Source organism: Streptomyces sp. NPDC021093, assembly GCF_044333135.1.
Classification (GTDB): domain Bacteria; phylum Actinomycetota; class Actinomycetes; order Streptomycetales; family Streptomycetaceae; genus Streptomyces.
The window spans coordinates 1-25,964 of the sequence record NZ_JBIRQJ010000009.1 but is presented as its reverse complement, the minus strand read 5'-3'; the positions used below and the strand labels follow the sequence as shown (position 1 = coordinate 25,964).

Genomic DNA, 25,964 nt, shown 5'->3' with positions numbered 1-25,964 from the left:
GTACGTGAATGCGTCATCGCCCTCGGGTGCCATGACGGTGCGGCAGAAGATGCTCGATGTGATCGCCGCCGGCAACACCCCGGTTCCGGCCTTCGTGGCGCGCCTCTCGCTCCAGGTCGTCTCGATGGAGTGGCGGACGGGTTCCGTCACGGTCGACTTCCACATTCCCGACGATCTCTGCGTGGATCCGAACGTCGTCTTCGGAGGCCATGTGTCGAGCATTCACGACCAGGCCGCCGGGTTCACCATGTACACCCTGCTGGGCGACGACCTGATGTTCGCCACGACCCGGCTCAACGTGGAGTACCTGACGGCGACCCGTCCCGGAGCCGTGCGCGCCGAGGCGAAGCTGGACACGATGGACGAGCGCTCCGCCGATGTGCGTGTCTCCCTGTGGCAGGAGGGCCGGGTGACGAGCGAGTCGGTCGTCACCGAAGCGATCCGGGAAGTCAAGAAATGAGGATGCGGTGCTGACCGACCAGTCCGTGCAGAAGTTGGTGGCAGATGTCCTGGAGATCGACGTCTGCGACGTCGGTGTCAACAAGTCGTTCTATGTGGATCTCGATATGGATTCCCTGCACAAGGCGGAGTTCATCGTGGCGCTGGAACGCGCCTGCGGCGCGGAGTTCGACCCGGCGGACGCCGCGGCGATGGACAGCGTGAATGATGTGATGCGGCTGCTCCGCAACCGGCATCAGGTGTCATGAACCCCGTTGCCGGGACGTCGAACCCGGTCGAGCTGCTGCTCCTCGACCGTCCCGGCGGCCGACGCTGCGCCACGGACCGCCGGGTGGGTGAGGTCACCTACGCGGACGTGCGGGCCGCGGTGACGCGGTACGCCGGGCGTCTGCGGGCCGCCGGGGTGCGGCCGGGCAGCCGGGCGGTCCTGGTGTCCGACGACTGCGTCGCGGCCGTCACCCGCGTACTCGCCCTGTGGTGGCACGGGTGCGTGCCCGTCGTCCTGCACCCGATGCTGCGGCCCGCGGAGATCGGTTTCGTCGTGCGCGACAGCGAGGCGGAGTTCGTCGAGCTGAACGTCGCCGCGGAGCACGAGTCGGCGTACCGGGCCGAGTTGGGTGCGATCGGCGCGGAGCGGCGGCGGGCCGGGACCGCCGGGCTGCTCACCGGCCTCGGCCCCGCGCGCGGGAGCCTGCCCACGCCGCCGCCCGCGGGTTTCCGCGACACCGATGAGCTGCTCGTTCAGTACACGTCCGGCAGTACGGGCAGGCCCAGGGGGGTGCGGCACTGTCTGCGGGCGGTGCACGCGGTCCTGCGCGGCATGGGCAGCCTGCTGGAGCTCACCCCGGACGACGTCGTGCTGTCCACGGCGAAACTGTCGTTCGGGTACGGATTCGGGAACTCGCTGCTGCACCCGTACGCGGCGGGCGCGAGCTCGGTACTGCTCGACGGGCAGGCCGATCCGTACGAAGTGGCGGCGGCGCTGGAGAAGTACCGGCCGACCGTGCTGTTCTCCGTGCCCCGTCTCTACGCGGGTCTGCTCGCACTCGTGGAGCAGGGCAAGGCGGTGCGGACCGGCTCGTTGCGGCTGGCCGTGGCGACCGGGGAGCACCTCCCTGACGAGCTGGCCGCCCGTATCTCCGACGTGCTCGACGTGCCGCTGATCAACGGGTACGGAGCGACCGAGGTCCTGCACACGGTCGTGGCGACGGCGGTGGGCCGGGGGAGGGCCACCGCTCCCGGGTCGATCGGCTTCCCGGTCCCCGGGGTGAGTGCCACCGTGCGGGACGAGGCCGGGGGGCCGGTCGAGGACGGAACTCCCGGACGGCTGCACCTCGCCACGGAGTCGGTCGGGCTCGGCTATCTCCACCGGCCCGACGACACCGCCCGCGTGTTCGCCGACGGCGGCGTCTACACGGGCGACATCGCCTACCGCACGGCCGGTGGCGCCCTGTGCCACGTGGGCCGGGCCGACGACATGCTGCTGCTCGGCGGATACAAGATCGCACCGGCCGAGATCGAGGGCGTGGTGCGCGGGGTCGCCGGGGTCGCCGACTGCGCGGTGGTGGGCAGCACGGACCCCGCGGGGCTCGAACAGGCCACGGTGTACGTCGTGGCGCGGGGCCCGGGGGGCCGCGACGCCGTGCGCAAGGCGGTGAAGGCGGTACTGCGCACCGAACTGGCCCCGTACAAAAGGCCCCACCGGGTCGAGGTCATCGACGCGCTGCCCGTCACCGCCAACGGGAAGCTGGCCCGCTTCCGCCTCGGCACGGGACCCGGCGCTCCCGGCGGCCCCGTCCTTCGTCCGGAGGGCGGGACATGAGCTGGGACATCATCGGGATGAGCGCGATGTGCGCGCTCGGGGACACCGTCGCCGACATCCACGGCGCGCTGTGTGCGGGACGCTCGGGACTGGGCCCGCTCGCCGCGTTCGACGCCGCCAAGTACCGGGCGGGGGCGGCGTACGAGGTGCGGGACCGGGTGCGCCCCGGTGTGGACGAGCCGCTGCGGGCGACTCGCTGGCTGGTGCGCGTCGTGCGCGAGGCCCTGTCCGACGCGGGGCTGTCGCGGCCGGAGCCGGGGACGCCGGTGATGGTCGGAACCACGCACCGGGAGATGCGGACCGCGGAGCTCTGGTGGAGCTACGGCGGCTCCCTCTCTCCCGCCGACCTTCACTTCACCTCGGCCCTGCGCTCCGCCTTCGGTCTGCACAACGTGCAGACCATCGCCAGTGCCTGCGCGGCCTCGCTGTGCGGGCTCGGGATGGCCACCGACCTGATCGCCCTCGAAGAGGCGGACACCGCGGTGGTGGCGGCCACCGACTCCCTGACCGAGAGCTCGTTCGGAGGGTTCGACCGGATCCAGTTCCCGCCGCCGGACACGATCCGCGCGTTCGACAGGTCGCGGCGCGGGATGATCATGGGCGAGGGTGCGGTGGCCGTGGTGCTGCGGCGCGCGGGTGAGCACCCCGGCCGGGTGTACGGCCGGGTCAGGGGCGTGAGCATGAACTGCGACGCGGCACATCCCACGGCGCCGGATTCCGCGGGCGTCGTCCGCGCGATCGAGGAGGCGCACGCGCGCGCGTCGCTCACCGCTGACGAGGTCGACCTGGTGATCGTGCACGGCAGCGGCACGTCGCAGAGCGACGTGGCGGAGGCGGTCGCGCTGCGGGAGGTCTTCAAGGCCGCCCGCCCCGGCCCGCTCGTGACCTCGATCAAGGGCGGCACGGGCCATGTCTCCGGTGGGGCCGGGCTGCTGAACCTCGTCGTGGCCCTGGAGGCCATCCGTACCCGGACCGTGCCGGCGGTCGGCGGGCTCACCGACCCGATCGAGGAAACCCGTGAACTGCGGGTCGTCTCCGGCGAGCCGGCCAGGGCGCCGTTGGACATCGCGCAGGTGCACGCCGTGGGTATGGGCGGGATCAACGCGGTGGCGATCGTGGAAGGGGTGGCCTCGTGACTGCTCGGGCTGCCGTGCGGACCGCGATCACCGGTGTGGGCTGGGCGGTTGCGGGGCCCGATTTCGACCCGGCGACCGAGCTGACCGGACGCGGCATGCGGCACAAGGACCGCTCGACGCGGTTCGCTCTGCGGGCGGCGCGGCGCACGCTGGAGGACGCCGGGCTGGTGGGCGCGCCGGAACTGGACGGGGCGGCCGTGATCGTCTCCAGCAACTTTGCGAACCTGGACCCGGTGTGCGACTCGGTCGCGACGCTCGCCGCCGGCCGCAGCGCGGATCTCGGCCCGATGCGCCTGCCGCAGTTGTCGGGTGCCGTCTCGGCGGCCTGGGTGGCCCTCGACCACGGCATGCGCGGCCCGAACCTGACGCTGAGCAACGGTGCTTCGAGCGGGCTCGACGCCGTGGCTTCGGCACGGAACCTGATCGCGGCGGGCCGGACCACGACGGTGCTGGTGATAGGCGTCGAGCCGGACAGCCCGTCGGTGGCCAGGCTGCACAGGGAGAGCGCCGGTACGCGGTGGATCGACGGGGCCGTCGGCCTGGTGGTCGAGTCCGTGCCGCACGCCGTGGGCCGCGGTGCGCGGATCCGCGCGGAGATCGCCGGATACGGCAGGGCGGACGACGAGTGGTCCGCCGTACGGGCGGCGGGCGCCACGGGGGTCCGGCGGCTGGGCAAGGAGCCGACGGCACGGTTCGGCCGGTGCTCGGGCGCACTGGGTGTGGTGCAGTGCGCGTCGATCGTGGAGCAGATCAGCAACGAGCCGGCACTCGCCGTCGCGGGCGCCGGCAGCGGGGAGAGCGACGGGACGTCGGTCTCGGCGCTCGTACTCACACCCCCCAGCGGGAGGGACACATGAACGCGTTCGACGGCGACCGACGTGTCGTGATCACCGGTCTGGCCGCGATATCCAGCCTGGGCACCGGGGTCACCGCGCACTGGGACGGCCTGCTCGCGGGCGGAGCGGAGCCTGCCGAGATTCCGCTGCCGCATCTGAACATGCGCACGAAGAAGATGTATCTGGTCGACCGGTCGCAGGTGCCCGGCGAACCGACCCACTACGCCGGGGTGGAGCTGGGCAGCAGCCCGCGCCTGGCGGTCGCCGCGGCCGAGCAGGCGCTCTTGGACGCCGGTCTGGACCGTGAGGCGTGCCGGGCCCTCCCCGTGATACTCGGGGTGGAGCTGGGCAACTCCGACATGCAGGAGCTCCAGCGCAGCGCGGGGCGCACGACGTGGACGACCCTGACGCCCACGGCCTCGGTCGTGGGCGCGGCCATCGGTTCGCGGACGGCACTGACGAGCGTGGGAAACGCCTGCTCGGCCAGTGGTTACGCGCTCACGATCGCCCTGGACATGATCCGCGCGGGTGAGGCGGACACGGTCCTGGTCGGCGGGGCCGAAGGCGCCACCCGGGCCGGTATGGGTGCCTTCAACCGGTTGGGGGCCGCCGATCCGGTGCGCTGCCGGCCGTTCGACCGGCACCGGGCGGGCACCATGTTCGCCGACGGCGCGGCCATGGTCGTACTCGAAGCCGACGGGCACGCCAGGAGGCGTGGCGCCGAGCCGTACGCCGAGCTGGCCGGTGCCGCCTGGAGCTGCGACGCGTACCATCCGACGGCCCCCGAACCCTCGGGCGAACAGATCGTCCGCGCGATGACCGACGCGCTGGCCGACGCGAAACTGAGCAGTTCGGATGTGGGCTGCGTCATTCCCCACGGGACGGGCACACCGCTCAACGACCTGGTGGAGAGCCAGGCGCTGCGAAGGATGTTCGGCCCGCGGATCCGTTCGCTGCCGCTCTTCTCGCTCAAGGCGATGATCGGTCACACGACCAGTGCGGCGGGCGCGTTCGGCTGCCTGACGGCGACGCTCATGCTGCGCCGCCGCACGTGTCCGGCGAACGCCCCGATCGATCAGGATCCGGAGTGCGACGTCTGGCTGCCGCAGGAGCGTGCCGTGCCGTTGGAGGCGCCCGTGGTGCTGGTCAACACCTATGCGTTCGGCGGCAACAACACGTCGTTCGTGGTCAGGGACGTCAAGGGGGAGGACGCGCGGTGGTCACGGTGAGCGGCGGGGAGCTGGCCGTCGTCGGCCTGGGGATCGTGGCGCCGGGTGTCCTGGGGCCGGGGGGCGCGCTGGCGGCGGCCGGGGAGCCCGTCTCCGGGTGGTTCCGGGCCGAGGTGGCGCTGCCCGGACGGGGCTACCGGCGGCTCCCCGACGCGTGCAAGTACCTCCTCGCCGCGTCGAGGCTGGCGGTGGGCGACGCCGGGGACCGGCTCGCGAGAACCGAACCGAACCACCGGGCGGCGGTGGTGGGCATCAACCACACGGGCGCCGCGCTGCTGGAGGAGCTGGACCACACGATCATCCGTGAAGGCGCCGACGCGATGTCGCCGTCCGCCAGCCCGTTCATCGCCATGAGCTCGTTCGCCAGTCGGCTGTCCATGGAGCACGGCATCACCGGCTTCAACCTCACCGTCAACTCGCCGGTCACCGCCGGACTTGAGGCGCTGCAGATAGCGGCCCGTGCCGTCGCCGCCGGCCGGGCACGGACGGTGCTGGTGGGCGCGGTGGAGGAGGCGCTGTCGCCTTCCCAGACGTTGCCGCCCGCCCGGCCGACCGCCCCTCGCTCGGAGGCGGGCGCCGTCGTACTGCACTGCGAGCCCGTCGTGGGGGACAACGCGCGTTACGGCACGTGCGGGGCGCGCGGCGCCTTCCTGGCGCACCATGCCGCGGCGGGCGCCGCCGCCGCCGTACTCGCCTCGTTGCTGGGCGACGATCCGCCGGACCGGATCGACGCGGTGCTGGACGACTCCGCGGTGGGTACGGCCGTTGCCCGGTGGCTGGGGCGGCTGTGCGACGAGGTCGTCCTCGTCCCCGCCCCTGCGCAGGCCGGCTGCCTCCTCCCCCTGCAACGCGTCCTGGGCCTGTTCGCACAGGAGCACGCCGTCCCCACCCGACGTGCTGTTCTCGCGGCGTCCGCCCAGGGCTCGATCGCACTTGCCGACATGACCGTGGCCCCCCGTCACACCGCCCCGTCCGAGGGCGGGGGAGCCCTCGTCGTGTGAACCGGGAGTCGCCGTACGCATCCGGAGAAGAAAGGAGCCGCACCGTGTCGGGGAACCATCAACCAGACCGTCTCCGCGCCCGCGCGCCGCGGATGAAGCTCGCTCTCAGCTGCCCCTCGGACTGCCGGGACGTCCGTGCGATCGCCGCGGAGGCCGAGCGGCGCGGTGTCGACCGGTTCACCATGGCGGAGACGGCGGGGAGCCCGTTCCTGCAACTGGCCCGTGCCGCCGACGCCACCTCCTCCATCGAGCTCGGCACCGGCGTGGCGATCGCCCTCGCCCGCACCCCGATGACCATGGCCTACGACGCCTGGGGACTTCACGAGATCTCTCGGGGCCGCGCGGCGCTCGGCCTCGGCTCCCAGGTCAAGGCACACGTCACGCGTCGTTTCGGCATGCCGTGGGACAGGCCGGCCGCCCGGATGCGGGAGTTCGTTCAGGCCGTGCGGGCCGTCTGGCACAGCTGGGAGACCGGGGAGCGGCTGCGCTTCCGGGGCGACTTCTACCGCCACACCCTGATGAGCCCCGCGTTCACGCCGCGGCGGGTGGCCGCGCCCTCCCCGCCCATCCTGCTGGCCGGTGTCGGCCCGCGGATGGTGCGCAGCGCCGGGGCCGTCGCCGACGGCTTCGTCAGCCACGCCTTCACCACCGCGGACTATCTGCGGCAACGGGTGCTGCCGGTGCTCGCCGAAGCCCGGACCGGGGCCGAGGCACAGGGCGCGGCATGGACGGCGCGGCCGTTCGAGGTCGTGGGGAACGTGCTCACCGCGACCGGCCGCAGCGAGGAGGAGCTGAAGCGCAGCATCGGCGGGGTGCGGGAGAGGATCGCGTTCTACGGTTCCACACCGGCCTACCGCATGGTCCTGGAGCAGCACGGCTGGGGCGAGCTGCACCGCGAACTGCACTCCTTGTCGCTGCGGGGCCGCTGGGGCGAGATGACCGATCTCGTCGACGACGAGGTGTTCGCGACGTTCGCGGTCGCGGGCAGCCCGGCGGAGGTCGCCAGGGAGATCCACCGCCGTTACCGCGATGTGTTCACCACCCTGTGCGTCAGCGCGGAACCGGCGACCGACCCGGAGCCGGCGCTGGACGTGCTCACCGAGCTAAGGGCCCTCAACTGACCGTTCCGGCACCTACCAGCAGGGAGAGATCCGATGTTCGTTCCTCTCAAGGGTTCCTGGGCCTTGATCTTCGGCGTCTCCAGCGGCATGGGAAAGGCGACCGCGCGGGCGCTGGCCGAAGCGGGCTGCCATGTCATCGGTGTGCACTTCGACCTGGCCGAGGGACAGCGGCAGGCGGAGGAATTCGCCAAGAGCCTCGGCGAACTCGGTGTCGAAGCGCGTTTCTTCAACGTCAACGTCGCGGCCAAGCAGGCCCGCACGGAACTCGTCCCCGTCATCCAGGACCTCACCTCCGGCGCCGGCCTCCGCATCGTCCTGCACTCGGTCGCCTACGGGACACTGACGTCGCTCCTCCCGGCACAGGACGGTCAAGGCGGTGAGCACGGCCCCGACGGACAGGAGGAAGGGACCGGGGCGGTCACCCCGAAGCAGCTCACGATGACCGTCGAGGTCATGGGACACAGCATCGTCCACTGGACCCAGGACCTGGTGAAGGCGGCGTTGCTGCCGCGCGGGGCGAAGGTCTTCGCCATGACCAGCGCGGGCGGGACCCGGGTACTGCCCGGCTACGCGCCCGTGGCAGCGGCGAAGGCGGTGCTGGAGTCCCACGTCCGCAACCTCGCGGTGGAACTCGCTCCCCGGGGCGTGGCGGTGAACGCCATCCGGGCGGGCACCACGATCACCCCGGCGCTGGCGAAGATCCCCGGCAGCGAGAAGCTGATCGCCCATTGCCGGGACATCAACCCGGGCGGCCGGCTGACCCGCGCCGAGGACGTCGCCGAGGCGATCGTCGCCCTGTCCGCCACCGATTCGTCATGGCTCACCGGAAACGTCATCGGCGTCGACGGTGGAGAGGCACTCGTCGTCTGAACCGAGAGCCGCTGTCCGACCGCAGGGACAAACCGCCCACCCCGGAGACAAGCCGTCCTACCCCCCCCCAGAGACAAGAGGAGCCGCACCGTGTCGGGAAACCAGCAAGCCCGCGTCGACCTCGAAGACCTGCGCGCACTCATCGCCGAGGAACTCGAACTCCCCGTCGACGAAGTCACCGACAAAGCCCACCTCAAGAACGACCTCGACGTGGACTCCCTCACCGCGATGGAAGTCGCCGTACAGCTGGAGAAGAAGTACCGCATCAAGATCGCCGAGGAGGAAATCCCGCTGCTCACCTCGCTGGAGATCATCCACGAGATCGTCTCCGCCAAGACGGCGGCGGCCTCATGACCGACGGGGACAGGACCGTCGCCCTCGTCACCGGGGGTTCGCGCGGCATCGGTCGGGCCGCCGTGCTCCGTCTGGCGGCCGACGGCTTCGACGTGGCGTTCTGCTACCACTCCCACAAGGAGCAGGCCGACGAGGTGGCTGCCGAGGCACGCCGTGCGGGCGCCGGGGTGCTGGCCCTCCAGGCCGATGTCTCGGTCGCGGGCCGGGCCGAGGAGCTCGTGTCCGCGGCCGAGGCCGCACTCGGCCCGGTGGGGGTGGTGGTGGCCAACGCCGGTGTCGTGCGCGACGGCCCCTTCGCCGGGATGGCCCAGGAGGACTGGGACACCGTGCTCCGCACCAATCTGGACGGCACCTACCACGTCTGCCGTGCCGCGGCGCGCTCCCTCATGCGGCACGACCACGGGGCCATCGTCACCATCTCCTCCGTGGCGGGCGTCCACGGCAGCGTCGGACAGGCGAACTACGCGGCGTCCAAGGCCGGGATCATCGGATTCACCAAGTCGATCGCGAAGGAGCTCGGCCGGTTCGGCGTACGGGTCAACTGTGTCGCGCCCGGCATGATCACCACGGAGATGACCGACGGCCTCAGCGAGAAGAACCGCAAGGAACAGCTGGCGAGGATTCCGCTCCGTCGGCCGGGGACCCCGGAGGAGGTGGCCGATCTCGTCTCCTTCCTGGTTTCCGGCCGTGCCTCCTACATCACGGGACAGGTCCTGGGAGTGGACGGCGGCTTCGCCGCGTGAGGTCCCGGCGCCATGATCCGTGTCCCCGTCCCCTTCTCTTCAGGGCCTCCGCCCAGGACGGGGACACGGTTGTCACCGGGTGCAGCGGCGGATGCGGTAGCGCAGCCCGGACGTCGAGGACCGCCAGCCCTCGTCCTCGGCGGCTCGCCACATCGCGTCCACGGTCGGGGCGTAGGTGTCGCCGCCCACGGTCGTGTCGATCTCGGTCACCGAGAGCGTCACGGCGTGCTCCGGGGCGGCACGGTAGATCTCCCCGCCGCCGATCACCCACGTCTCGGCGGGTGCGACCGACTCCGGCGACCCGGCCGCGAGTCCCAGCGCCTCGGCGACGGATCCGGCGCGCTGGAGGTGGTCGGCACCGTACGGCTGGGCGGCCGACGGAGGCTCCAGCAGTCCCGACTGTCAGTTCTGGGCATGCGCGTACGTCGGAGAAGACAGGTGCCCCGTACGGCACTTGCCGCACGGGGCGTCGTGTTGTCCGGGGTCGGGCTGTTGTCTATCTGTGGCGTATGACGGTGTGGTCGGGGGTCGGGCCGGGGGTGAGGGTGGGGGCGCAGGTGGGGCAGGCGTGGGGGTTGTTCCGGGGCCGCTGTTGCTCTGTATGTCGTGGACGGGGACGGCTGCTGTGGTGAGGCGGTGGCAGCTGATGCGAGTATCCGCCGTATCATCTTTGGCTGGCCGTCCACCCCATCGTCGACGACGTTCCGATCCTCGGCCGCCTCGAAGGACGACCGCCACCGGTGATCGACTGCCGGGCGACGGTGGGCATGCTGTGGTTGCGATCCTCGGCCACCCCGGTGGGCGACCGCCACAGGCTGGCCAGGTGGGCAACGCGCCCCAGTGCAACGTTGTTGCGATCCCTCAGTCGTCCCAAAGGGCGACCGCCACTGCTTGGTGTTCTTCCCTGTCGGCGGCGGGTCGATGTTGCGATCCCCGGTCGTCCCGAAGGGCGACCGCCACTGGGACTCGGGCTCGTCCCTGTCCTCGACTGTAAGCCGTTGCGATCCTCGGTCACCTCGGAAGGCGACCGCCACATGCAGGTCGTCGCATGTGATGCGGTCTTGTTCGATGTTGCGATCCTCGGCCGTCCCGGAGGACGACCGCCAGCGCCGTGCCTTCACCGGTGATCGTCGGCATCTCGGCGTTGCGATCCTCGGTCACCTCGAAGGGCGACTGCTCATCCCACAGGAACCGGCGTTACCTGCGCAGATGCCAGATCAACCACACCATTCCCGAACGAAGAACCCAGCAAGTCAAGCGCCGACGTCGCGGAAGTGCAGGCGGCCGACCCCCAGGCTTCGACCGCGGACAATATGCCCGGCGAAGCGAAGTGGAACGAACCATCCTGGTGCTCAAGGGTTTCCGCGCTGTGGCAACCAGGTACGAGAAGCGGGCGGGCGTACGTCTTTCACGGCTGCCGCGGTTCGGCTGTGGCTCCGCTCATGATCCGAGCGTGGGAACCGCTGTCATAGCTGGCCTATACGCTGCGACCGATCTACGACCAGCTGATCGGAAGGCACGATGACACGCACCCGCAGACCGTCGATCGATTCGATATTCGCTGTGCTTCCCGAACTTGTCCCCTACGCGCGCGACGCTGTCGTGCTCCACCCCGAGCGGGCAGAGCCAGACTGCCGCAACAGTTCGATCGGCGGTCCACTGCTGTGGCCGAGTGATGAACCGTGGCCCGAATGCTCATTGCCGGACGAGGACAGCCCTGACGGCGTGCCTTCCACGGCCATGGTGCCGGTCGCTCAGATCTTCCAACACGACGCGCCGGGGCCCTGGTGGCCTGCTGGCATCGACCTCTTGCAGGTCCTTTGGTGTCCAAATGAACACTGGGATCCTCCGGTCCAGCAGGCCGACGTCAGCCCTGTGATCGATGTTCGATGGCGTCGAGCTGCTGACGTGACCAGCCAGTTGGTGAACCAGCCGTCGCCCTCACGGTATGACGAGGACAGCTACCTGCCCGAGACGTGCGCCATCACCGTCGAGCACGTGACCGACTTCCCATTCCGCGAGGAGCTGCCTGCAGAACTTCGTCCGCGATTGGAGGAACTGGTCCGCGAGACCGGCGACGGAGGCGACGTCATCACCCGCCTCGCCGGCTGGAAACTCGGCGGCTGGCCAACCTGGCACCTGACGCAGCCGACAGTCATTTCCTGCGAGAACTGCGGTACGGCCATGACGCTGTTGTTCACCGTGGCCAGCTGCGAAGAGACAGGAGTTGTCGTCGGCCGATGGGGAGACTTGCGCATCTTCACCTGCCCCGCCGACCACCGTCACGCCTTTCAGGTAGACCTGCATTGACCTCGGGCTCACCAACCGCAGCACGACCCATCAGACAGGCACTAGCGATCCTCGGCCGTCCCGAAGGGCGACCGCCACAGTGTGGCCGACGCTGGCATCGGTGATGCCGATCTGGCTGCGATCCTCGGCCGTTCCAAAGGACGACCGCCGCTCCGACGTCGTCAAACGATACGGGTGGGACCGGGGTTGCGATCCTCAGCCACCTCGAAAGGTGACTGCCACTCGCGAATCCAGCTCGTCCATGTCGTGTCGAGAGCGTCGTTGCGACCCTCGGTCACCCCGGAAGGCGACCGCCACGCTGGTTGACCAGCGGAAAGAGTCTACTAACCATCCCAGAGAGGCAGGGCTGCGTGGGGCAAATGGGAACCCAAGGACATCTGGCTTAGGTGCGATATGCGTGTCGTGTGAGGGTTTGGGGTTCCGAAGCAGCACAGAACGAGGGTTTCGCGCAAGGGCTGGAGTGGGGCAGCCGCAAGAGTCTGGACTGCTTCTAAGCCACCGTAAGGGAGACGGCAGATACGGGTGTTTTCCGTGCCGATGTTGATGAGGTCGTCAAGTTCGGCCAGAGGTTACCTCACGACGACGTCGCCGCAAGTCTGCCTAGCGACTGGTTGCGATCCTCAGTCCCCCCGGAAGGCGACCGCCACCGCAGGCCCGGCCCTCACCGTCCTCCCGAAACGCACAGCGTCCTGCCCGGAGACCGGGCTCGGACCGCTGTCGCGCGAGCCTGAACACCGCATACCGTGCCCACGTGATCGGTTCTACGCTGCCTCTTCTCTTTCTCGATGTCGATGGCCCACTCATTCCCTTCGGGGCAACCCGGCAACAGCTTCCAGACGGATACCCGACCTACAAGACCGGGCGCCACGTACCAGGAGCAGACACGAATCCGCTGATCACCAGGGTCAATCCGGCACACGGCCCCCGGCTGATGGCGCTGCCGTGCGAGCTGGTGTGGGCCACCACGTGGATGTCCGATGCGAACGAATGCCTCGCCCCATGGCTGGGCCTGCCGGAACTGCCCGTCGTGACCTGGCTCGAGCCGTCCGACGAAGACGAGCAGGACGGGCTCCACTGGAAGACCCGCGACCTTCACCGCTGGGCCGCTGGACGCCCCTTCGCCTGGCTCGATGACGAAATCACGGACACCGACAGGACCTGGATCGAGGCACACCACCCGGGCCAGGCCCTCCTGCATCGCGTCGATGCCCGGCACGGCATCGCCGACGAAGACTTCGCCACACTCGACCACTGGTTGCGGCTACACCAGGGCTAATTGCCCCTTCCGCCCGCTCGACGAGCTCCCTGCGGAAGAGCTACACCCAATCCGGACAGTGCGATTCTGATCTGATCTGGACTGGCGTGCGAGGCGGTGCTGGGTGGGGTTCTCGTGAGATGGCAACGGAACCTGGCTCTGGGGTGTGGGCTGTCTAGTTCCACAACACACTTGATCGGAGGCCCCGTTGGTGCACGTAAGTACAGCCGAGCCGGTCACGCCGGGCAAGTTTCCTGGTCACGGCTGCACCTGTCTGGTGCATCGGGCGGGGAACGCGGCCGACGGCACGCAGCGGGAGCGTGCCTACTCGTCAGCGGCAATGGGCGGGCGCTCCGGCTCCATGCTTCGTGGTGGTCCCGCCAGTGACCACTCCGCTTCGGCGTCCGTGCCCGCGTGTACGGACGTCCCCCTCAGCGGAAGTCCGCCGCGTGGTCCACCGCCCACTCCTGGAAGGACCGGGCCGGGGTGCCCGTGATGCGCTCCACTTCATCGTTGACCGGCTCCGGACGGGCGAGCATCTCCGCCTGGGCCGGCACGATAGCCTCCACCAGCTCCGCCGGGTAGCCGACGGCCCTCATCTGCTCGGCGGCCTCGTCCAGCGTGATCTCCTCGAACCGCACCGGGCACCCGATCGCCTCGCTGATCAGCGCCACCTGCCGCTCCTGGGTGACCAGTTCGGGGCCGGTGATCAGGGGGCGGGCGCCGAGCAGGGCATCGGTCGTCAGTGCCTCGACGGCGACCGCCGCCATGTCCGCCTCGTGGATCAGCGGGCGGGCCAGCCTTGCCAGCGGCGCCCGTACCGCACCGGTGGTGCGGAGCTCTTCCGCCCAGCCCAGCGTGTTGCTCGCGAACCCGGTGGGCCGCAGTGCCGTCCACTCCAGGCCCGATGCCTCGATCAGCCGCTCCAGCTCCGTGTGGAACATGGTGATCGCCTCGCCGGGCTCCTCCTGCTCGTTCCCGACCCCGGCGGACGACAGGTACACCACCCGTCGAGCGTGCTTCCCGATCGCGTCGATCACGTCCGACGCGCCCTCGGCGCTCAGGAACGGCCACACCAGGAAGACCGTATCGACGCCCTCCAGTGCCGTGCCCAGCGACGCGGGATCACCGAGATCGCCGCGTACCGCCTGCACGCCCTCAGGGAAGTTTGCCTCCCCTCGCACCAATGCCCGTACGGGCACGCCCGCCGAGTGCAGTTGGGCCACCACCGCGCCGCCGACCTTTCCCGTCGCGCCGGTCACCAGGATTGTGGGCTGTGTCATCGGAAACTCCTCGTCTCGCCGTTCGATGACACGACTCTCGTACATCAACCGAGGTTCAGGTCAAGCACGGGCCGAAGCGAGAGCGGGCTGCGGGTTCCCAAGTGTGGTCACAGAGCGCGGAGTTGATGTGCTACTGGGGTCGCGTCAGCACTCTGTGCGTACGGTACGCAGGGTGGCCGTCGCTTGGTGATTAGACCCCTTCGCGAAGCCGGATAGTGCGGGTCTGATCCGGGCCGGCCCCCGTCCAGGGGCGACCACCGAGGGACGTTTCCCGGTGGAGCTCGGTCGGTCCGAGCCCCGAGTCAGCGGTAGCTGGACAGCAGCCAGGCCATAAGGATGGCGGTGAATGCGAGCTGGGCTGCGGCCGCACCCCAGAACCGTCCCAGGGCCAGGGTCAAGGCCACAGCGACGAGTACGCCGCCGGATACGGCCAGTTCCCACACCGGCACGGACGGCTCGCGTCCGTTGTCGTTGTCCGCCCAGCCGCCGAACGCGACAACCAGCCAGGCGTAACCGGCTGGAAGGGTGTTGAACAGCATCACGACAAGGAACATGCCGAGATTGGCCAGGCCACCACGTGGTTCACGGGCGGTGTGGAGATCCGTCATGCCTCCACCGTGCGCAGATGACCACCTTCAGGGGATGAGTATGCGTACTCACCGTCCATGAGTCAGATTCCGCAGTCCCGCACACACCCAGGCCGCCCGCGAAAGCCCTTTTGGCGATGTTCGACGGCATCACGGTGTGTGCGACGACGGGCACGCGAGCGGAACCGGCAGTCGGCCTGGTCCCGCTCGCGCGTGTCACGGTGCGTCAGCAGCGATTGCTGGGGTCCGTCGAACCGCCGTCGTCCAGGCTGGGGTTGTAGACCCAGCCGTTGATCTGGGTCCCTGATATGCGGACGTGGGTCCACTTGTTGCCTGCCGAGTTGGTCACCCAGCAGTGGTAGTACAGCGTCACGGCAGTGCCGACAGTGGCAGTCACCGGGCAGTCCTTATTGGGCCCGGTACGCACCGTGGCACTGGTGCCCTTGGCGGTGCCCTCGCCTCCCGACTTGTTGGACCAGGACGGGTGGGTACAGGCGTCGGCACCGGTAGTTCCGGTAGTTGCTGCACTGGCCTGCGGCGCCGTGACCGCGAGTGCCGCCGACGCCGCCAGCAGCGGCGTCACGACCGCCGTCACAAGCTTCGCCTTCGATCTGGTCGCACGCATAAATGCCCCCTCTGCTCGGTGGGCAGCCTGTGCAGCCGCCTCACGTTCGTTCGAGGATGCGGCAGAAACACGTGAGGACAACCATGTACTGACCATCTGACTGAAACATGACACATGCGTTGAGCAGGGACAACTGTCCAGCCCGCGGATGGAGTTGACATGCCCACCAACGGTGACGACCTGCGGATCCGGTCCGGCCCGGCGGAGATCTCGCGCAGCACCGCGAACGGCCCTCAGCTTGACCGGATCCCAATGCTGTTGCACCACCCGGCGGGACACCGTCCGGACACCCGCACCACACCTCAACGTCAAGGTGTGCCAGCACATGGCCGAGCTGGCGGCGGGCGAGCTTCCCATGACTCGGAGACTCGCTCGTGCCCGCTCCTTCGAGGACGTATCGGCCTCCTAGTGTGTGAGGTAGACCCACCCGACCACCAGGGAGCACTAGTACTGCAACGGTGCTTGTCGTGACTGTTGGCCAGGTCGGTCGTTGGTGTGGTTATGGGTGGGGACCTTGCTGGTGTCAGGTTGTGGGCGGGTGAACTGGACGCTCTGCATGAGCGGTTCGTGCACAGGTTCAACCGGGAGGAGCCGCGTCAGTCGGCGCTGGCGTACATGCGGGGGCTGGTGGCACCGCTACAGCGCAAGAACGGCTGGACGCTGGCGGAGGAAGCCGGGCACACGGGTCCCGATCGCATCCACCGGCTGCTGAACCGGATCGAGTGGGACGCCGACGAGGTTCTGGACGACGTGCGTGATTACGTCGTCGAACATCTCGGAGACCGGGATGCCGTCCTGATCGTCGATGACACTGGCTTCCTCAAGAAGGGCGCCCGCTCGGCCGGGGTGCAAAGGCAGTACTCGGGTACCGCCGGCCGCACCGAGAACAGCCAGATCGGGGTGTTCCTCGCCTACGCAACAGATCGCGGACGCACGCTCATCGACCGGCGGTTGTATCTGCCCACGTCCTGGACGGACGACCGGGAACGGTGCCGGCGGGCGGGCATCGACGACACGGTCGGCTTCGAGACGAAGGTGGCCATGGCCAAGGTGATGGTCCGCCGGGCCATCGCCGACCGGATCCCGTTCGGATGGGTGACGGCGGACGCTGCCTACGGCTTCAGCAAGGGCTGGCGGTTCGAGCTGGAGCAGGCGGACGTCTTCCACGTCATGGCCACCACCCGGCACGACACGGTCGTCACCCGCTGGTCCATCGACCACCCCGTCCACGACCTGTTTCCCGGCCTGTCGCGGCAGAAGTGGAAGCGTCGTTCCTGCGGCGCGGGAGCTCACGGCCGGCGGATCTTCGACTGGGCTCGTGTCGAAGTGAGGCCCTGGCATCGAGAGGACCGTCAGCACTGGGTTCTCGCCCGCCGCAGTGTCAGCCGGCCCGAGGAAATCTCCTACTACATCGCCTACTGCCCGGCCCGGACCACGCTGGACGAGCTGATCCGCATCGCGGGCAGCCGATGGGCGGTCGAGGAATGCTTCCAGACTGCGAAGCAGGAATGCGGCCTGGACGACTACCAGGTCCGCCGCTACCCCGGCTGGCACCGCCACATGACCCTGGCCATGGCTGCCCATGCCTGCCTCAGCGTCCTGCGGGCGCGGGAGCTGGACACGGAGAAAGCAGAAACGGATCCTCCCAGTTCATCCACCTCAGCCTCGCCGAGATCCGACGGCTGATCACCCGCCTCACCGACCGCCGCCCCACCCCGGTCGACGACATTCTCCACTGGTCGCACTGGCGACGACGACGCCAACACCAAGCCCGCATCAGCCACTACAAACGACGCGGGCACAGTCCCTGAAACTGCCCTGCAATCAGAACAAGCACCGTTGCAGTATTAGGCCGTGAACGTCGACATTCTCCCGCACATACGCGCGACCGCGAACGAGCTTGGCATCGGCGTTCCCTACGCCCTCAAGGTCTTGGCCGGTCAACTTGCTGACAACCCGGACCTTGGCCAGCCCTCCCCGGCTGGCGTTTGCACCGTGACGATCGACGGTGAACTGTTCGAGGACTGCCCTCCTCTGGTCCTTGGCTACCTCCGCGAATCCTCTCGGATCGAGGTCCAGTACCTCACCGCGCTGCCATCGGGGGAGCCCCTGGTAGCCCCCGAGCAGGAGCCAGCCGTCGACTTCGCCACCATGGCCGTTGCGCAACGCCAGACCAACGAAGCTTGGAGTCGCATCGCCAATTGGCTGGGGCGCCATGCCCCTTTGTCACACGCCGCGTTGAGGGCTGGCCTGAGCACTGAGGCCATCGCAGCCCTGGAAGACGACCTCCACATGCAGGTGCCCGCTGAACTGCGGGCATTGTGGATGCTGACCGGAGGAGACGACGGCGTGGACGGTGCAGGCTGCTTGCCCGGCAACCAGGCACTGATGGCGCCGGACGCCGTGGTCGACTGGTACCGACAGCAAATGGACTCCCAAGCCCGCCAGGACGCCCTGAACGCACGCTGTCCGGACGACGACCGGATCACGGTGTGGAACGCGTCATGGATACCGATTGCCGCCTACGGTCCGACCGACCACACCTCCGGCCTGTACCTGGACACCGCTACCGGCCACCTCGGCCGCTGGTCCCGGTACAACGAAGGCCCCGGTGACAGCGTCGAGACGCTGACCTCGTACTTGGAAGACATCGCGGACACCCTCGAAGCGCCTGCGCTGGCTGTTCGGGACAAGCCTGGCCTGCTCGACGGAGTTCTTGTGTGGGGCAGCCGGCTCGACCCCTCGCAGGAAGAGCGGTGGAGCCCATTGGCCCCCTGACCACGTGGGCAGGGGGCCAACCCTTCCGGGCTCGCCCCTGCCCTGCATCGATCATCGATGGCTGGCTCTTGGCGTACTCAGGTGATCTTGTGCCAAGCGCAGGTAGTCGTCGGGGCCTTGCCGCAGTGATCGAACCCGGGCAGAGCCAGGAGGAATCCGTCACCGTCCAGCATCCGCCACGATGGCGCGGGGAATCCGCTGAATGCTTGCTGGTTCTGCACGCTGGGAATGGCCGCACGTCCACAAAGTTCCTTCGTGGGCACCGGACCGTCCGTCTTGGCGCGAGTGTCGGCGAGGAGCCCAAAGTTGGCGGAGCCGTCTCCCATCTTGTCGGTGTACAACTGGGCTAACTCAGTACCGGACTTGACCTTGTTCACGCTCTTCGGATAGGCCCCCGACTCATGGGTCGAAGCCATCGCGTGTGAATGGTCGGTGTTGTGGCGGTGGGTTGGCCGGCAGTGAGTCTTGATGTGGTGGATGGCCTGCTGGCCTGCACTATGGACGGCATGGCGCGCTGGATCTGGGCTGTCATGGGATGACTAACTGGCTGCTACAAGATGAGAGTTCGGCCCAGCACACTCAGTCGTGGGCTGTTGCGGGGATGACTATTCCTGTGTTCTTGATCAGGGGTGGGGTGTGAGCTGGTTGGTATGACAGCTGATGCGCCGTCTTCGTCACTACCGTTGCCTCTGCGTGAGGTGGGGAGCGAGGGGCCGGGGGACGGCACCAGAGCGCGGGAACGGACCGTGCTGCGGTCCGTGGTGGTACGCCGTCTTCTGACGCTCGATACAGCGGGAACGCTTCAGACGGTGCATGTACGGATCGCGGCACAGACCGCCGGGGTATCCGCGCGTACGGTATGGCGCTGGCTCGCCACCGAGCGGGAGTCAGGGCATGTGGAACCTGCCCCGCGGCGGGCCGCGTTCACGCTCACCGAGGTGTTGTGGGCCCGGCTGTCGGATGCGGGCGGGAACGTGGCGACGTTGCACCGCTGGATGACTGACCATGCCGATGAAGTCCTGCCCACGCTGGAGCGGAACGCGCTGCCGTCGCTGGCGACGCTGCACCTGGCAGTGCGCCGCGAGCGGAGCGCGGGCCGCGTTCTTCAGGTGACGCGCCCTCGGTACGCCCGGGTGGATCCGGCCGCTTATGACCGGGCGTTGGCCGAGCTTGCCCTGCCGGGCACCGTGGACGAGTCCGGCCGGCACACTCCCTCTTCCCCGCCACCTGCTCCCGCCCCCGGTTCCAGTTCCCCAACCCTTGCGCCCCCGATCAGCTCGCCGGTCACCGACGGGGTGCGCTTGTACGTGCCCGGCGCGCATCTGGTCTCCCCCCGCCAGCTCGGCGACGTCACCGAAGCACTCGCCCACACTGTTGCCGCCCGTGGAGTGCTCTGTCTCTACGGGGACCCCGGCCACGGGAAGACGGTCGCGCTCAGCCAGGCGCTGCGTCTGCTCCCTCGCAGGCTGCCCGTCCACTGGGCCCAGCCCGCGGTCAGACCGGCCCTGCCACAGTTACGGGCCGCGCTGCTGACCGCGTTCGGTCTGCCTGCCACGGCGTTGACGAACCGCACGGACGCCGCCGACCGCGCCCTGCTGGAGGCATTCCGGGAACCCGGTGTGCTGGTGATCGATGACGTACAGCGCATCGCCGCGCCCGAGCTGGACTACCTGCGCCTGCTCATCGACGCTCCGATGACACAGACCTGCCTGGTCCTGTGCGGGGCCGGCGCCGAGAAGAGTCCGCAGCGGGCCCCGGCCATGGCCTCCAGGGTGCTGACGTGGCATCCCCTCCCTCGCCTGGAAGCAGCTCAAGTCCCCGGTGTGCTCCGGTTTGTTCCACCCGCTGTGGGACGCCGCCGAGGACGCCGATCTGCTGCACGCGGACACGACGTGCGCCCGCGGGAACTTCCGGAACTGGGCGAAGATCACCTCCGACGCGTACGCGGCCCTCGCCCGTGACCCCGCCGCCACGGTGGACCGCGCCCTGCTGGCACGCGCCTGTTCCCGCCTCGGCCCTACCCCCTGACCAAACCCCCACCCAAGGGCCGAAGGACATTCCCATGACCGCGACCACCCCTGACGACGACACCCCGCCACCACCACCAATGCCCGAGCCGGTGCTGGACCTCGCGTCGCTGAACGCCCTGCGCGCCCCGGCCGTACGCCAGTTGCTCGCCCTGCGCGCCGCACGCCGCCTCACCCGCGCCCACGTCCACGTCCACACCACCGCCCTATGCCTGAACGTCTCGGAGCGCACCGTGTGGCGGTGGCTTGCCGAAGCGACCGCCACCCCCCAGACTGCGGACCGCCCGGGCGCCCGCCGCACCACCCGCTTCGAGATCACCCCGCAGGTGCGGGTGCTGCTGGCGTACTGGCGCGGTAACGCCTCCGCAGTCCACCGCGAGCTCCTCGCCCGCGCCCACCAGGCCCCAGCCGAGCCCTCACCAGACACTGGAACCTCCGATCCAGGACCGGGCGCGCCACCACCCCATCCGTCCCGCAGCGCGCTCCCGGCCGGCGCCCCGCCCACCGCTGTGCCGCTGTTCGGCCTGGTGTTGTCGCTGGCGATGTTCCTGCGCGCGATCCGCCGGGATCTGACCGTGGGGGAGCGGGCCGGTTACCGCCACGGCCCAAAGGCCGCCCGCGCCCACGACGTGTTCGCCCAACGCCCCCGTACCTGGCGCAACGAGGTGTGGGAGGCCGACCACGTCCAGGCCCCGCTGCGCGTGGACGCCGACGGCACCCTGCTCCACCCGTACGTCACCTGGTTCATCGACTGCGCCACCAAAGCCGTCACCGGCGTCGCGGTCACTCCGGGCTTCCCCACCCGGGCCTCGGTCCTGGCCGCGCTGCGCTCCGCGATCGTGCGAACTGACCCGTACGGGCCGTTCGGCGGGCTGCCCGAGCATCTGCGGTTCGACCGCGGCCGTGACTTCCTCTCCCGTACCGTCACCACCGCCCTGACCACTCTGAACGCCGATCTCACCGTCCTGCCCCCGTACAGCCCGCACCTCAAGGGCAGCATCGAGAACCTCAACCACAGCGCCACCGTGATGCTCTTCGCCGCCCTGCCCGACTACACCCCCAAACCCCGTAAGCCCCCCACCAGGCCCCTGCGCAAGCGTCCCGCCCCTCCTCCCGCCGGCCCGCTCATGACCTTCCAGGACTTCACCGCGGAGCTCCTGTCCTGGGTGAGGTGGCGGAACACCGAACACCACCCCGACGCGCTGAACGGCACCACCCCGCTGCAGGACTGGCAGGCCGACCCGACCCCGCTGCGCGAGGCCCCCCGCCGAGGACCTGTGGTCCTTCACCCTCGAAGACGACGGCCGCACCCGCACCCTCACCAGTCACGGCATCCGCTTCAGGAACCGTGACTACCTCGCCGCCTGGATGACCGGACAAGCCGGCCGCAAGGTCACCGTGCGCTTCATGCCCCACCACACCCACGAGATCGAAGTCTGCGACCTCCACGGCCGTCATCTGGGCACCGCTCACCTCGCCGGCCAAGCCACCGACGAGCAGCGCACCGCCCTGCGCCACGCCCGCAACCAGCGCGCCCGCAACCAGCGCGCCGACGCGAAGGCCGCCGAACGACTCCGCCACGAACGCTTCGCCCCCGCCACCACACCCACCCCGGCCCAGCGCCTGGACGCGATCACCACCACCGAAGCCACCCGGGAACTCGCCCGCTACGAGGACGGCGACCTCACCGCGCTGGCACTGCCCGACCTGATCCCGCCCCCGCCACCGTTCGATGGCTGGGCCACCCCCGCCAGCCTCAAAGCCCGCACCCGGCCCACCACACCCGATCCCACCACCGCCCCCGACCACCACCGCGACGACGAGGACACCCCATGAGCCGCCTGCCGCCCGCACCCACCGACCAGTACGTCTCCCTGCCCGACACACGCCTGGTCACCACCCGCGCCCTGCTCACCGCCCGCGAGAACCTCACCAACACCCTCAACGCCCGCGCCATGATGTGCCTCTACGGCGGCGCCGGCTTCGGCAAGACCGTCGCCGCCACCAGCTGCCTGCGCGCCCTCGAAGCCGACGAGGACATCCGCCGCATCACCTTCCACGCCCGCGCCACCACCCGCGCCGTACGCCACGAACTCTTCGCCACCCTGGAACTCCCGGGACAGCCCCCGCGCTACGCCACCGAGTTCGACCACCTCCTCAAGACCACCCTCGCCACCCACCCACGCACCCTCGTCCTGGACGAAGCCCAGTGGCTCCAGAGCGACCAGCTGGAGTACGTCCGATACCTCTGGGACGACCCCCACACCCAGCCCGCCGTCATCTTCGTCGGCGGCGAAGGCTGCTACCACGCGCTGCGCAAAGAACCGATGCTGTCCTCCCGCATCTTCATCTGGCAGCACTTCACCCGCCTCACCCCCGACGAAGTCCTCGACGTCATCCCGCTCTGCCACCCCTTCTGGGCCGACGCCGACCCCGACGACATCACCTTCGCCGACAGCCGCGCCGCCCACGGCAACTTCCGCAACTGGGCCCGCCTCACCGCCCACACACAAACCGCCCTGCACCGCACCGGACGAACCCGCATCGACCAAGAAGTCCTCCGCTGGGCCTTCAGCCGCCTCAGCAGCACCTGACCACCCCATCCAGTCCGTAGTCCGTACTGGCCTGCGCCCTGCGGGAAGATGGGACATGCCCGTTGCCGCCGTGAGCCGAGGTTGTCCGTGATGCCCCCTGCCACCGAGCCCACCACCGCGGCGCCCACACCCACCGCCTCCGCTACTCGTCGTGTGCTGCGCCCTGATCAGCAGCAGGCGGTGGACAGCGGAGCCCGCGGGCTCAAGAGGCCGGGTTCGCGGGGGCACATGGTCTCCGCGTGCGGCACCGGCAAGACCCTGATCGCGCTGCGTACCGCCGAAGCCCTCAGCGCCCGCCATCTGCTGATCGCGGTGCCGTCGTTGGACCTGATCGGCCAATGGGCGGCCGCGGCCCGCGCGGACGGCCACACAGAGCCGCTGATGGCAGTCTCCTCACTGAGCGCGGACAAGCACCCCCTGCTCGCCGCCGCGGGCGCGGTGGCCACCGGCTCGGGGGAGTACCTGGCCTACTGGCTCGGCCAGCACACCAAACGCCACGAGAAAGCGATCGTGTTCGTCACCCTCGATTCCCTCCCCAGGATCGAGGAGACCCAGCACTCCGTCTTCCCCGCACCCACTTTCGACCTGTTGATCGTGGACGAGGCACACCGCACCGCGGGCAGCTGGGACAAACGCTGGACCGTCCTGCACGACAACCAGCGCATCCCCGCTCACCGCCGCCTGTACCTGACCGCCACCCCGTACGAGTGGGAAGCCCCCCGCCTGACCGAGGCCCCGGACACGCGTCCGCAGCCCAAGCGCACCGCGGCCACCGCCCCCGTCTGGCAAACCCCCTCCCAGGTCGCCTCGATGGACGACCCGAAAGTCTTCGGCAAGCGCCTGCACACCTACCCTCACGCGACCGCGATCGAGGACGGCGTCCTCGCGGACTACCAGCTCCTGATCCCCACGATCACCGACACCGACCTGCGCAGCGTTCTCACCGACACCGACACACCCAGCGGGTCCGGCACGACAGCCCGCCGAACGAGTGCGCTGCACCTGGCCGTCCTCAAGGCCATGACCGAGCACGACCTCCACCATGTGATCGTCTACTTCCAGCAGATCGCGGACGCCGCCGACTTCGCCCGCCAGTTCCCCCACACCCTGCGCACCCTCCCCGAGCACCAACGCCCCGCCTGGGAAGCCGACCTGAGCGTGCAGTCGATCAACGGCACCCACACCCCCGACCAGCGCCAAACGATCCAGAACCGCTTCATCGCCGCCCACCGCGGCATCCTCACCAACGCACAGGTCCTGGGCGAGGGCGTCGACCTGCCAGCCGTGGACGCGATCGTGTTCGCGGACCGCACCGCCAGCGTGCGCCGCATCGTCCAGGCCCTCGGCCGCGCGCTACGCAAACCCCCCGCCCTCGACCACAAGACAGCGAGCCTGGTCATCCCCGCCTACACCCCGCCCGACGCCGACCCCACCGACCTCCTCGGCACCCCCTACGAAGCACTGTGGCTCGTCACCGCAGCACTGCGCCACCACGACCAGACCATCGCCGCCCGCGCCCCACGCAAGAACACCAAACGCCGCCTGGAGACCAACACCCACCAACTGCTCGCACGCCGCTTCCACTTCGACTTCACCCTCGACACCGACCACATCGCCCGCGCAATGGACCTGATCGCCTGGCCCGCAGCAGGCGCCGTTCTATCCGCGCCCCGCCGCGCCGGTCTCGCAGCCGCCGTCCGCTACCACGCCGAGCACAGTCACCTGCACGTCCCGACCAACTACGAAGACGCCTACGGCTACCGCCTCGGCTCGTTCATCGACGGGCAGCGCACCGCCTACCACCAAGGCGCACTCACCGCCGATTGGATCGCCGAGCTCGAAGACCTGGGCATGATCTGGGACGCCCACGAGGCCGCCTGGCAGGGCCACATGGCCACCATCGAAGCCTTCCACACCACCTACGGCCACCTCGCCGTCCCCGCAACCGACCCCGGCGGACAATTCCTCGTCGACCAGCGCGCCCTGACCCGCAAAGGCCACCTCGACCCCACACGCGAAACTCAACTCACGGCCCTCGACGCCGACTGGACGCTCCCTCACGGCCCCGACTGGCACCGCAAATACCACGTGCTGCGCCGCCACATCGAAGCCGGCCACGACCCCGCCACGCTGCACCGCGACCTGGTGATCGACGGCGTGAAGGCCGGCGGCTGGCTGCACCGCCAGCTCACCACCTGGCCCCGCCTCGAAGACCGCCAACGCACCCTCCTCACCCGCCTAGGCCTGACCCCCGATCAAGTCCCGCTCCCCGCAAGGAGCACAAGCGCCACGCCCGGCCCCCGGACCCGCCGCTCCTTCCACCAGACCGCCGAGCTCCTGCGTCTGTTCGTCGAGCGCTGGGGCCGCCCGCCCAGTGCTCGGGAGTGGATGGAGGTCGACGGTGAGCGCATCATGATCGGCCCATGGCTCTGCAAGGTGCGCACCAAACAGAATCTGCACCAACTCACCCACAAACAAAGCCAGTTGATGACGAGGATCCTCAAGGACGACTGGACCACGACAGACCGCGAACCCTCCACAGAAGCTTCCCCTCAAGTCTCGGAGATCCCATAGTTTTTTGCTTCCATAAGGAGCACCAAGCCGCGCTAAGGTAGAAGCCCACCTATCCGCTGACGAAGGCTGGGACAGTGAGCGCGGTGAAGGGAAGTCACCTTTCCACCGGTCGATGGCATGAGTATCCCGGAGACAGAACCCGGCGTACAGTCCCACCTGCCGCCCCCAACCACCGGTTCTAGCTGCTGTATTCAGGAATCCGCGGAGCGGATTGCGCCAGGCCGGATCGCGGAGCGATCCGAGCCGCGGACAACGGAGTTGGCCGCACCGGCCACGGAGTGGCCGGCCCGACGCGCGGAGCGCGTCGATTCTTCCGCCGCGTAGCGGCGGCGCGTCGTGTCTGCGGAGCAGACCGCGCGC

The 25,964-nt window shown here is 69.4% G+C and carries 23 protein-coding genes and 2 pseudogenes; 20 read left to right on the top strand and 5 right to left on the bottom strand.

Annotated elements, in window-relative coordinates:
• Positions 1-4 precede the first annotated feature (4 nt).
• From ACH4SP_RS27445 to fabG, 11 genes are all read left to right on the top strand, one after another.
• Positions 5-460, top strand: a complete 456-nt coding sequence (locus ACH4SP_RS27445) for a PaaI family thioesterase (protein ID WP_398418447.1) — start codon at positions 5-7, stop codon at positions 458-460.
• A gap of 7 nt (positions 461-467) precedes the next feature.
• Complete coding sequence (locus ACH4SP_RS27440; RefSeq protein ID WP_398418446.1) at positions 468-707, top strand: acyl carrier protein; 240 nt, start codon at positions 468-470, stop codon at positions 705-707.
• Complete coding sequence (locus ACH4SP_RS27435; protein WP_398418445.1) at positions 704-2,281, top strand: class I adenylate-forming enzyme family protein; 1,578 nt, start codon at positions 704-706, stop codon at positions 2,279-2,281. Before ACH4SP_RS27440 ends, ACH4SP_RS27435 begins: the two co-directional genes overlap by 4 nt.
• Positions 2,278-3,417: a beta-ketoacyl-[acyl-carrier-protein] synthase family protein gene (locus tag ACH4SP_RS27430; protein ID WP_398418444.1), complete on the top strand. Its 1,140-nt coding sequence runs from the start codon at positions 2,278-2,280 to the stop codon at positions 3,415-3,417. The genes ACH4SP_RS27435 and ACH4SP_RS27430 overlap by 4 nt, the downstream gene beginning before the upstream one ends.
• Complete coding sequence (locus ACH4SP_RS27425; protein ID WP_398418442.1) at positions 3,414-4,274, top strand: beta-ketoacyl synthase N-terminal-like domain-containing protein; 861 nt, start codon at positions 3,414-3,416, stop codon at positions 4,272-4,274. Before ACH4SP_RS27430 ends, ACH4SP_RS27425 begins: the two co-directional genes overlap by 4 nt.
• Positions 4,271-5,482, top strand: a complete 1,212-nt coding sequence (locus tag ACH4SP_RS27420; protein ID WP_398418441.1) for a beta-ketoacyl-[acyl-carrier-protein] synthase family protein — start codon at positions 4,271-4,273, stop codon at positions 5,480-5,482. Before ACH4SP_RS27425 ends, ACH4SP_RS27420 begins: the two co-directional genes overlap by 4 nt.
• Positions 5,470-6,483, top strand: coding sequence for a beta-ketoacyl synthase N-terminal-like domain-containing protein (locus ACH4SP_RS27415; protein WP_398418439.1), 1,014 nt, complete (start codon positions 5,470-5,472; stop codon positions 6,481-6,483). Before ACH4SP_RS27420 ends, ACH4SP_RS27415 begins: the two co-directional genes overlap by 13 nt.
• A 44-nt stretch (positions 6,484-6,527) precedes the next feature.
• On the top strand, positions 6,528-7,604 hold the full coding sequence (locus ACH4SP_RS27410) for a TIGR03617 family F420-dependent LLM class oxidoreductase (RefSeq protein ID WP_398418437.1): 1,077 nt from the start codon (positions 6,528-6,530) through the stop codon (positions 7,602-7,604).
• 33 nt (positions 7,605-7,637) lie between these two features.
• Complete coding sequence (locus ACH4SP_RS27405) at positions 7,638-8,474, top strand: SDR family oxidoreductase (RefSeq protein ID WP_398418435.1); 837 nt, start codon at positions 7,638-7,640, stop codon at positions 8,472-8,474.
• A 90-nt stretch (positions 8,475-8,564) separates the two neighbouring features.
• Positions 8,565-8,828, top strand: a complete 264-nt coding sequence (locus tag ACH4SP_RS27400) for an acyl carrier protein (RefSeq protein ID WP_398418433.1) — start codon at positions 8,565-8,567, stop codon at positions 8,826-8,828.
• Positions 8,825-9,571, top strand: coding sequence for a 3-oxoacyl-ACP reductase FabG (gene fabG / locus ACH4SP_RS27395; RefSeq protein ID WP_398418431.1), 747 nt, complete (start codon positions 8,825-8,827; stop codon positions 9,569-9,571). Before ACH4SP_RS27400 ends, fabG begins: the two co-directional genes overlap by 4 nt.
• A gap of 72 nt (positions 9,572-9,643) precedes the next feature.
• Here fabG and ACH4SP_RS27390 read toward each other — a convergent pair whose 3' ends face one another.
• Positions 9,644-9,961: a dihydrofolate reductase gene (locus ACH4SP_RS27390; protein ID WP_398419128.1), complete on the bottom strand. Its 318-nt coding sequence runs from the start codon at positions 9,959-9,961 to the stop codon at positions 9,644-9,646.
• Positions 9,962-10,748: 787 nt separating this feature from the next.
• Here ACH4SP_RS27390 and ACH4SP_RS27385 point away from each other — a divergent pair.
• The 3 genes and pseudogenes from ACH4SP_RS27385 to ACH4SP_RS27375 all read left to right on the top strand — a co-directional run.
• Positions 10,749-11,017, top strand: a pseudogene (locus ACH4SP_RS27385) (IS5/IS1182 family transposase); the annotation flags it as partial.
• Positions 11,018-11,092: 75 nt separating this feature from the next.
• Positions 11,093-11,881: a hypothetical protein gene (locus ACH4SP_RS27380; RefSeq protein ID WP_398418429.1), complete on the top strand. Its 789-nt coding sequence runs from the start codon at positions 11,093-11,095 to the stop codon at positions 11,879-11,881.
• 751 nt (positions 11,882-12,632) lie between these two features.
• A complete protein-coding gene (locus tag ACH4SP_RS27375; protein ID WP_398418427.1) occupies positions 12,633-13,157 on the top strand; it encodes an HAD domain-containing protein in 525 nt (174 codons plus the stop codon).
• Between the two features lie 410 nt (positions 13,158-13,567).
• Here ACH4SP_RS27375 and ACH4SP_RS27370 read toward each other — a convergent pair whose 3' ends face one another.
• The 3 genes from ACH4SP_RS27370 to ACH4SP_RS27360 form a co-directional block, all read right to left on the bottom strand.
• The gene (locus tag ACH4SP_RS27370; protein ID WP_398418425.1) at positions 13,568-14,419 is read right to left on the bottom strand and encodes an NAD(P)H-binding protein; all 852 of its coding nucleotides are present in this window, start codon (positions 14,417-14,419) and stop codon (positions 13,568-13,570) included.
• Positions 14,420-14,721: 302 nt separating this feature from the next.
• Positions 14,722-15,027: a hypothetical protein gene (locus ACH4SP_RS27365; protein WP_398418424.1), complete on the bottom strand. Its 306-nt coding sequence runs from the start codon at positions 15,025-15,027 to the stop codon at positions 14,722-14,724.
• A 205-nt stretch (positions 15,028-15,232) separates the two neighbouring features.
• Complete coding sequence (locus ACH4SP_RS27360; RefSeq protein ID WP_398418422.1) at positions 15,233-15,631, bottom strand: SH3 domain-containing protein; 399 nt, start codon at positions 15,629-15,631, stop codon at positions 15,233-15,235.
• A 501-nt stretch (positions 15,632-16,132) separates the two neighbouring features.
• On the opposite strand from ACH4SP_RS27360, the gene ACH4SP_RS27355 reads away from it, so the two are divergent.
• Both ACH4SP_RS27355 and ACH4SP_RS27350 read left to right on the top strand, forming a co-directional pair.
• Entirely contained in the window at positions 16,133-17,317 is a 1,185-nt protein-coding gene (locus tag ACH4SP_RS27355; protein ID WP_398419126.1) for an IS701 family transposase, read from the top strand.
• 168 nt (positions 17,318-17,485) lie between these two features.
• Complete coding sequence (locus tag ACH4SP_RS27350; RefSeq protein ID WP_398418420.1) at positions 17,486-18,409, top strand: SMI1/KNR4 family protein; 924 nt, start codon at positions 17,486-17,488, stop codon at positions 18,407-18,409.
• A 77-nt stretch (positions 18,410-18,486) separates the two neighbouring features.
• Here ACH4SP_RS27350 and ACH4SP_RS27345 read toward each other — a convergent pair whose 3' ends face one another.
• Positions 18,487-18,786, bottom strand: a complete 300-nt coding sequence (locus ACH4SP_RS27345) for a hypothetical protein (protein ID WP_398418418.1) — start codon at positions 18,784-18,786, stop codon at positions 18,487-18,489.
• Between the two features lie 519 nt (positions 18,787-19,305).
• Here ACH4SP_RS27345 and ACH4SP_RS27340 point away from each other — a divergent pair.
• The 4 genes and pseudogenes from ACH4SP_RS27340 (at position 19,306) to ACH4SP_RS27325 (ending at position 25,604) form a co-directional block, all read left to right on the top strand.
• On the top strand, positions 19,306-20,370 hold the full coding sequence (locus tag ACH4SP_RS27340; RefSeq protein WP_398418416.1) for an ATP-binding protein: 1,065 nt from the start codon (positions 19,306-19,308) through the stop codon (positions 20,368-20,370).
• A gap of 146 nt (positions 20,371-20,516) precedes the next feature.
• Positions 20,517-22,272: pseudogene (locus tag ACH4SP_RS27335) on the top strand (Mu transposase C-terminal domain-containing protein).
• Positions 22,269-23,030: an AAA family ATPase gene (locus ACH4SP_RS27330; protein ID WP_398418413.1), complete on the top strand. Its 762-nt coding sequence runs from the start codon at positions 22,269-22,271 to the stop codon at positions 23,028-23,030. The pseudogene ACH4SP_RS27335 and the gene ACH4SP_RS27330 overlap by 4 nt, the downstream one beginning before the upstream one ends.
• Positions 23,031-23,120: 90 nt before the next feature.
• Positions 23,121-25,604 carry a Helicase associated domain protein gene (locus ACH4SP_RS27325; protein WP_398418411.1) on the top strand — a complete coding sequence of 828 codons (2,484 nt, stop codon included), beginning with the start codon at positions 23,121-23,123 and terminating at the stop codon, positions 25,602-25,604.
• The last annotated feature ends 360 nt before the right edge of the window (positions 25,605-25,964 follow it).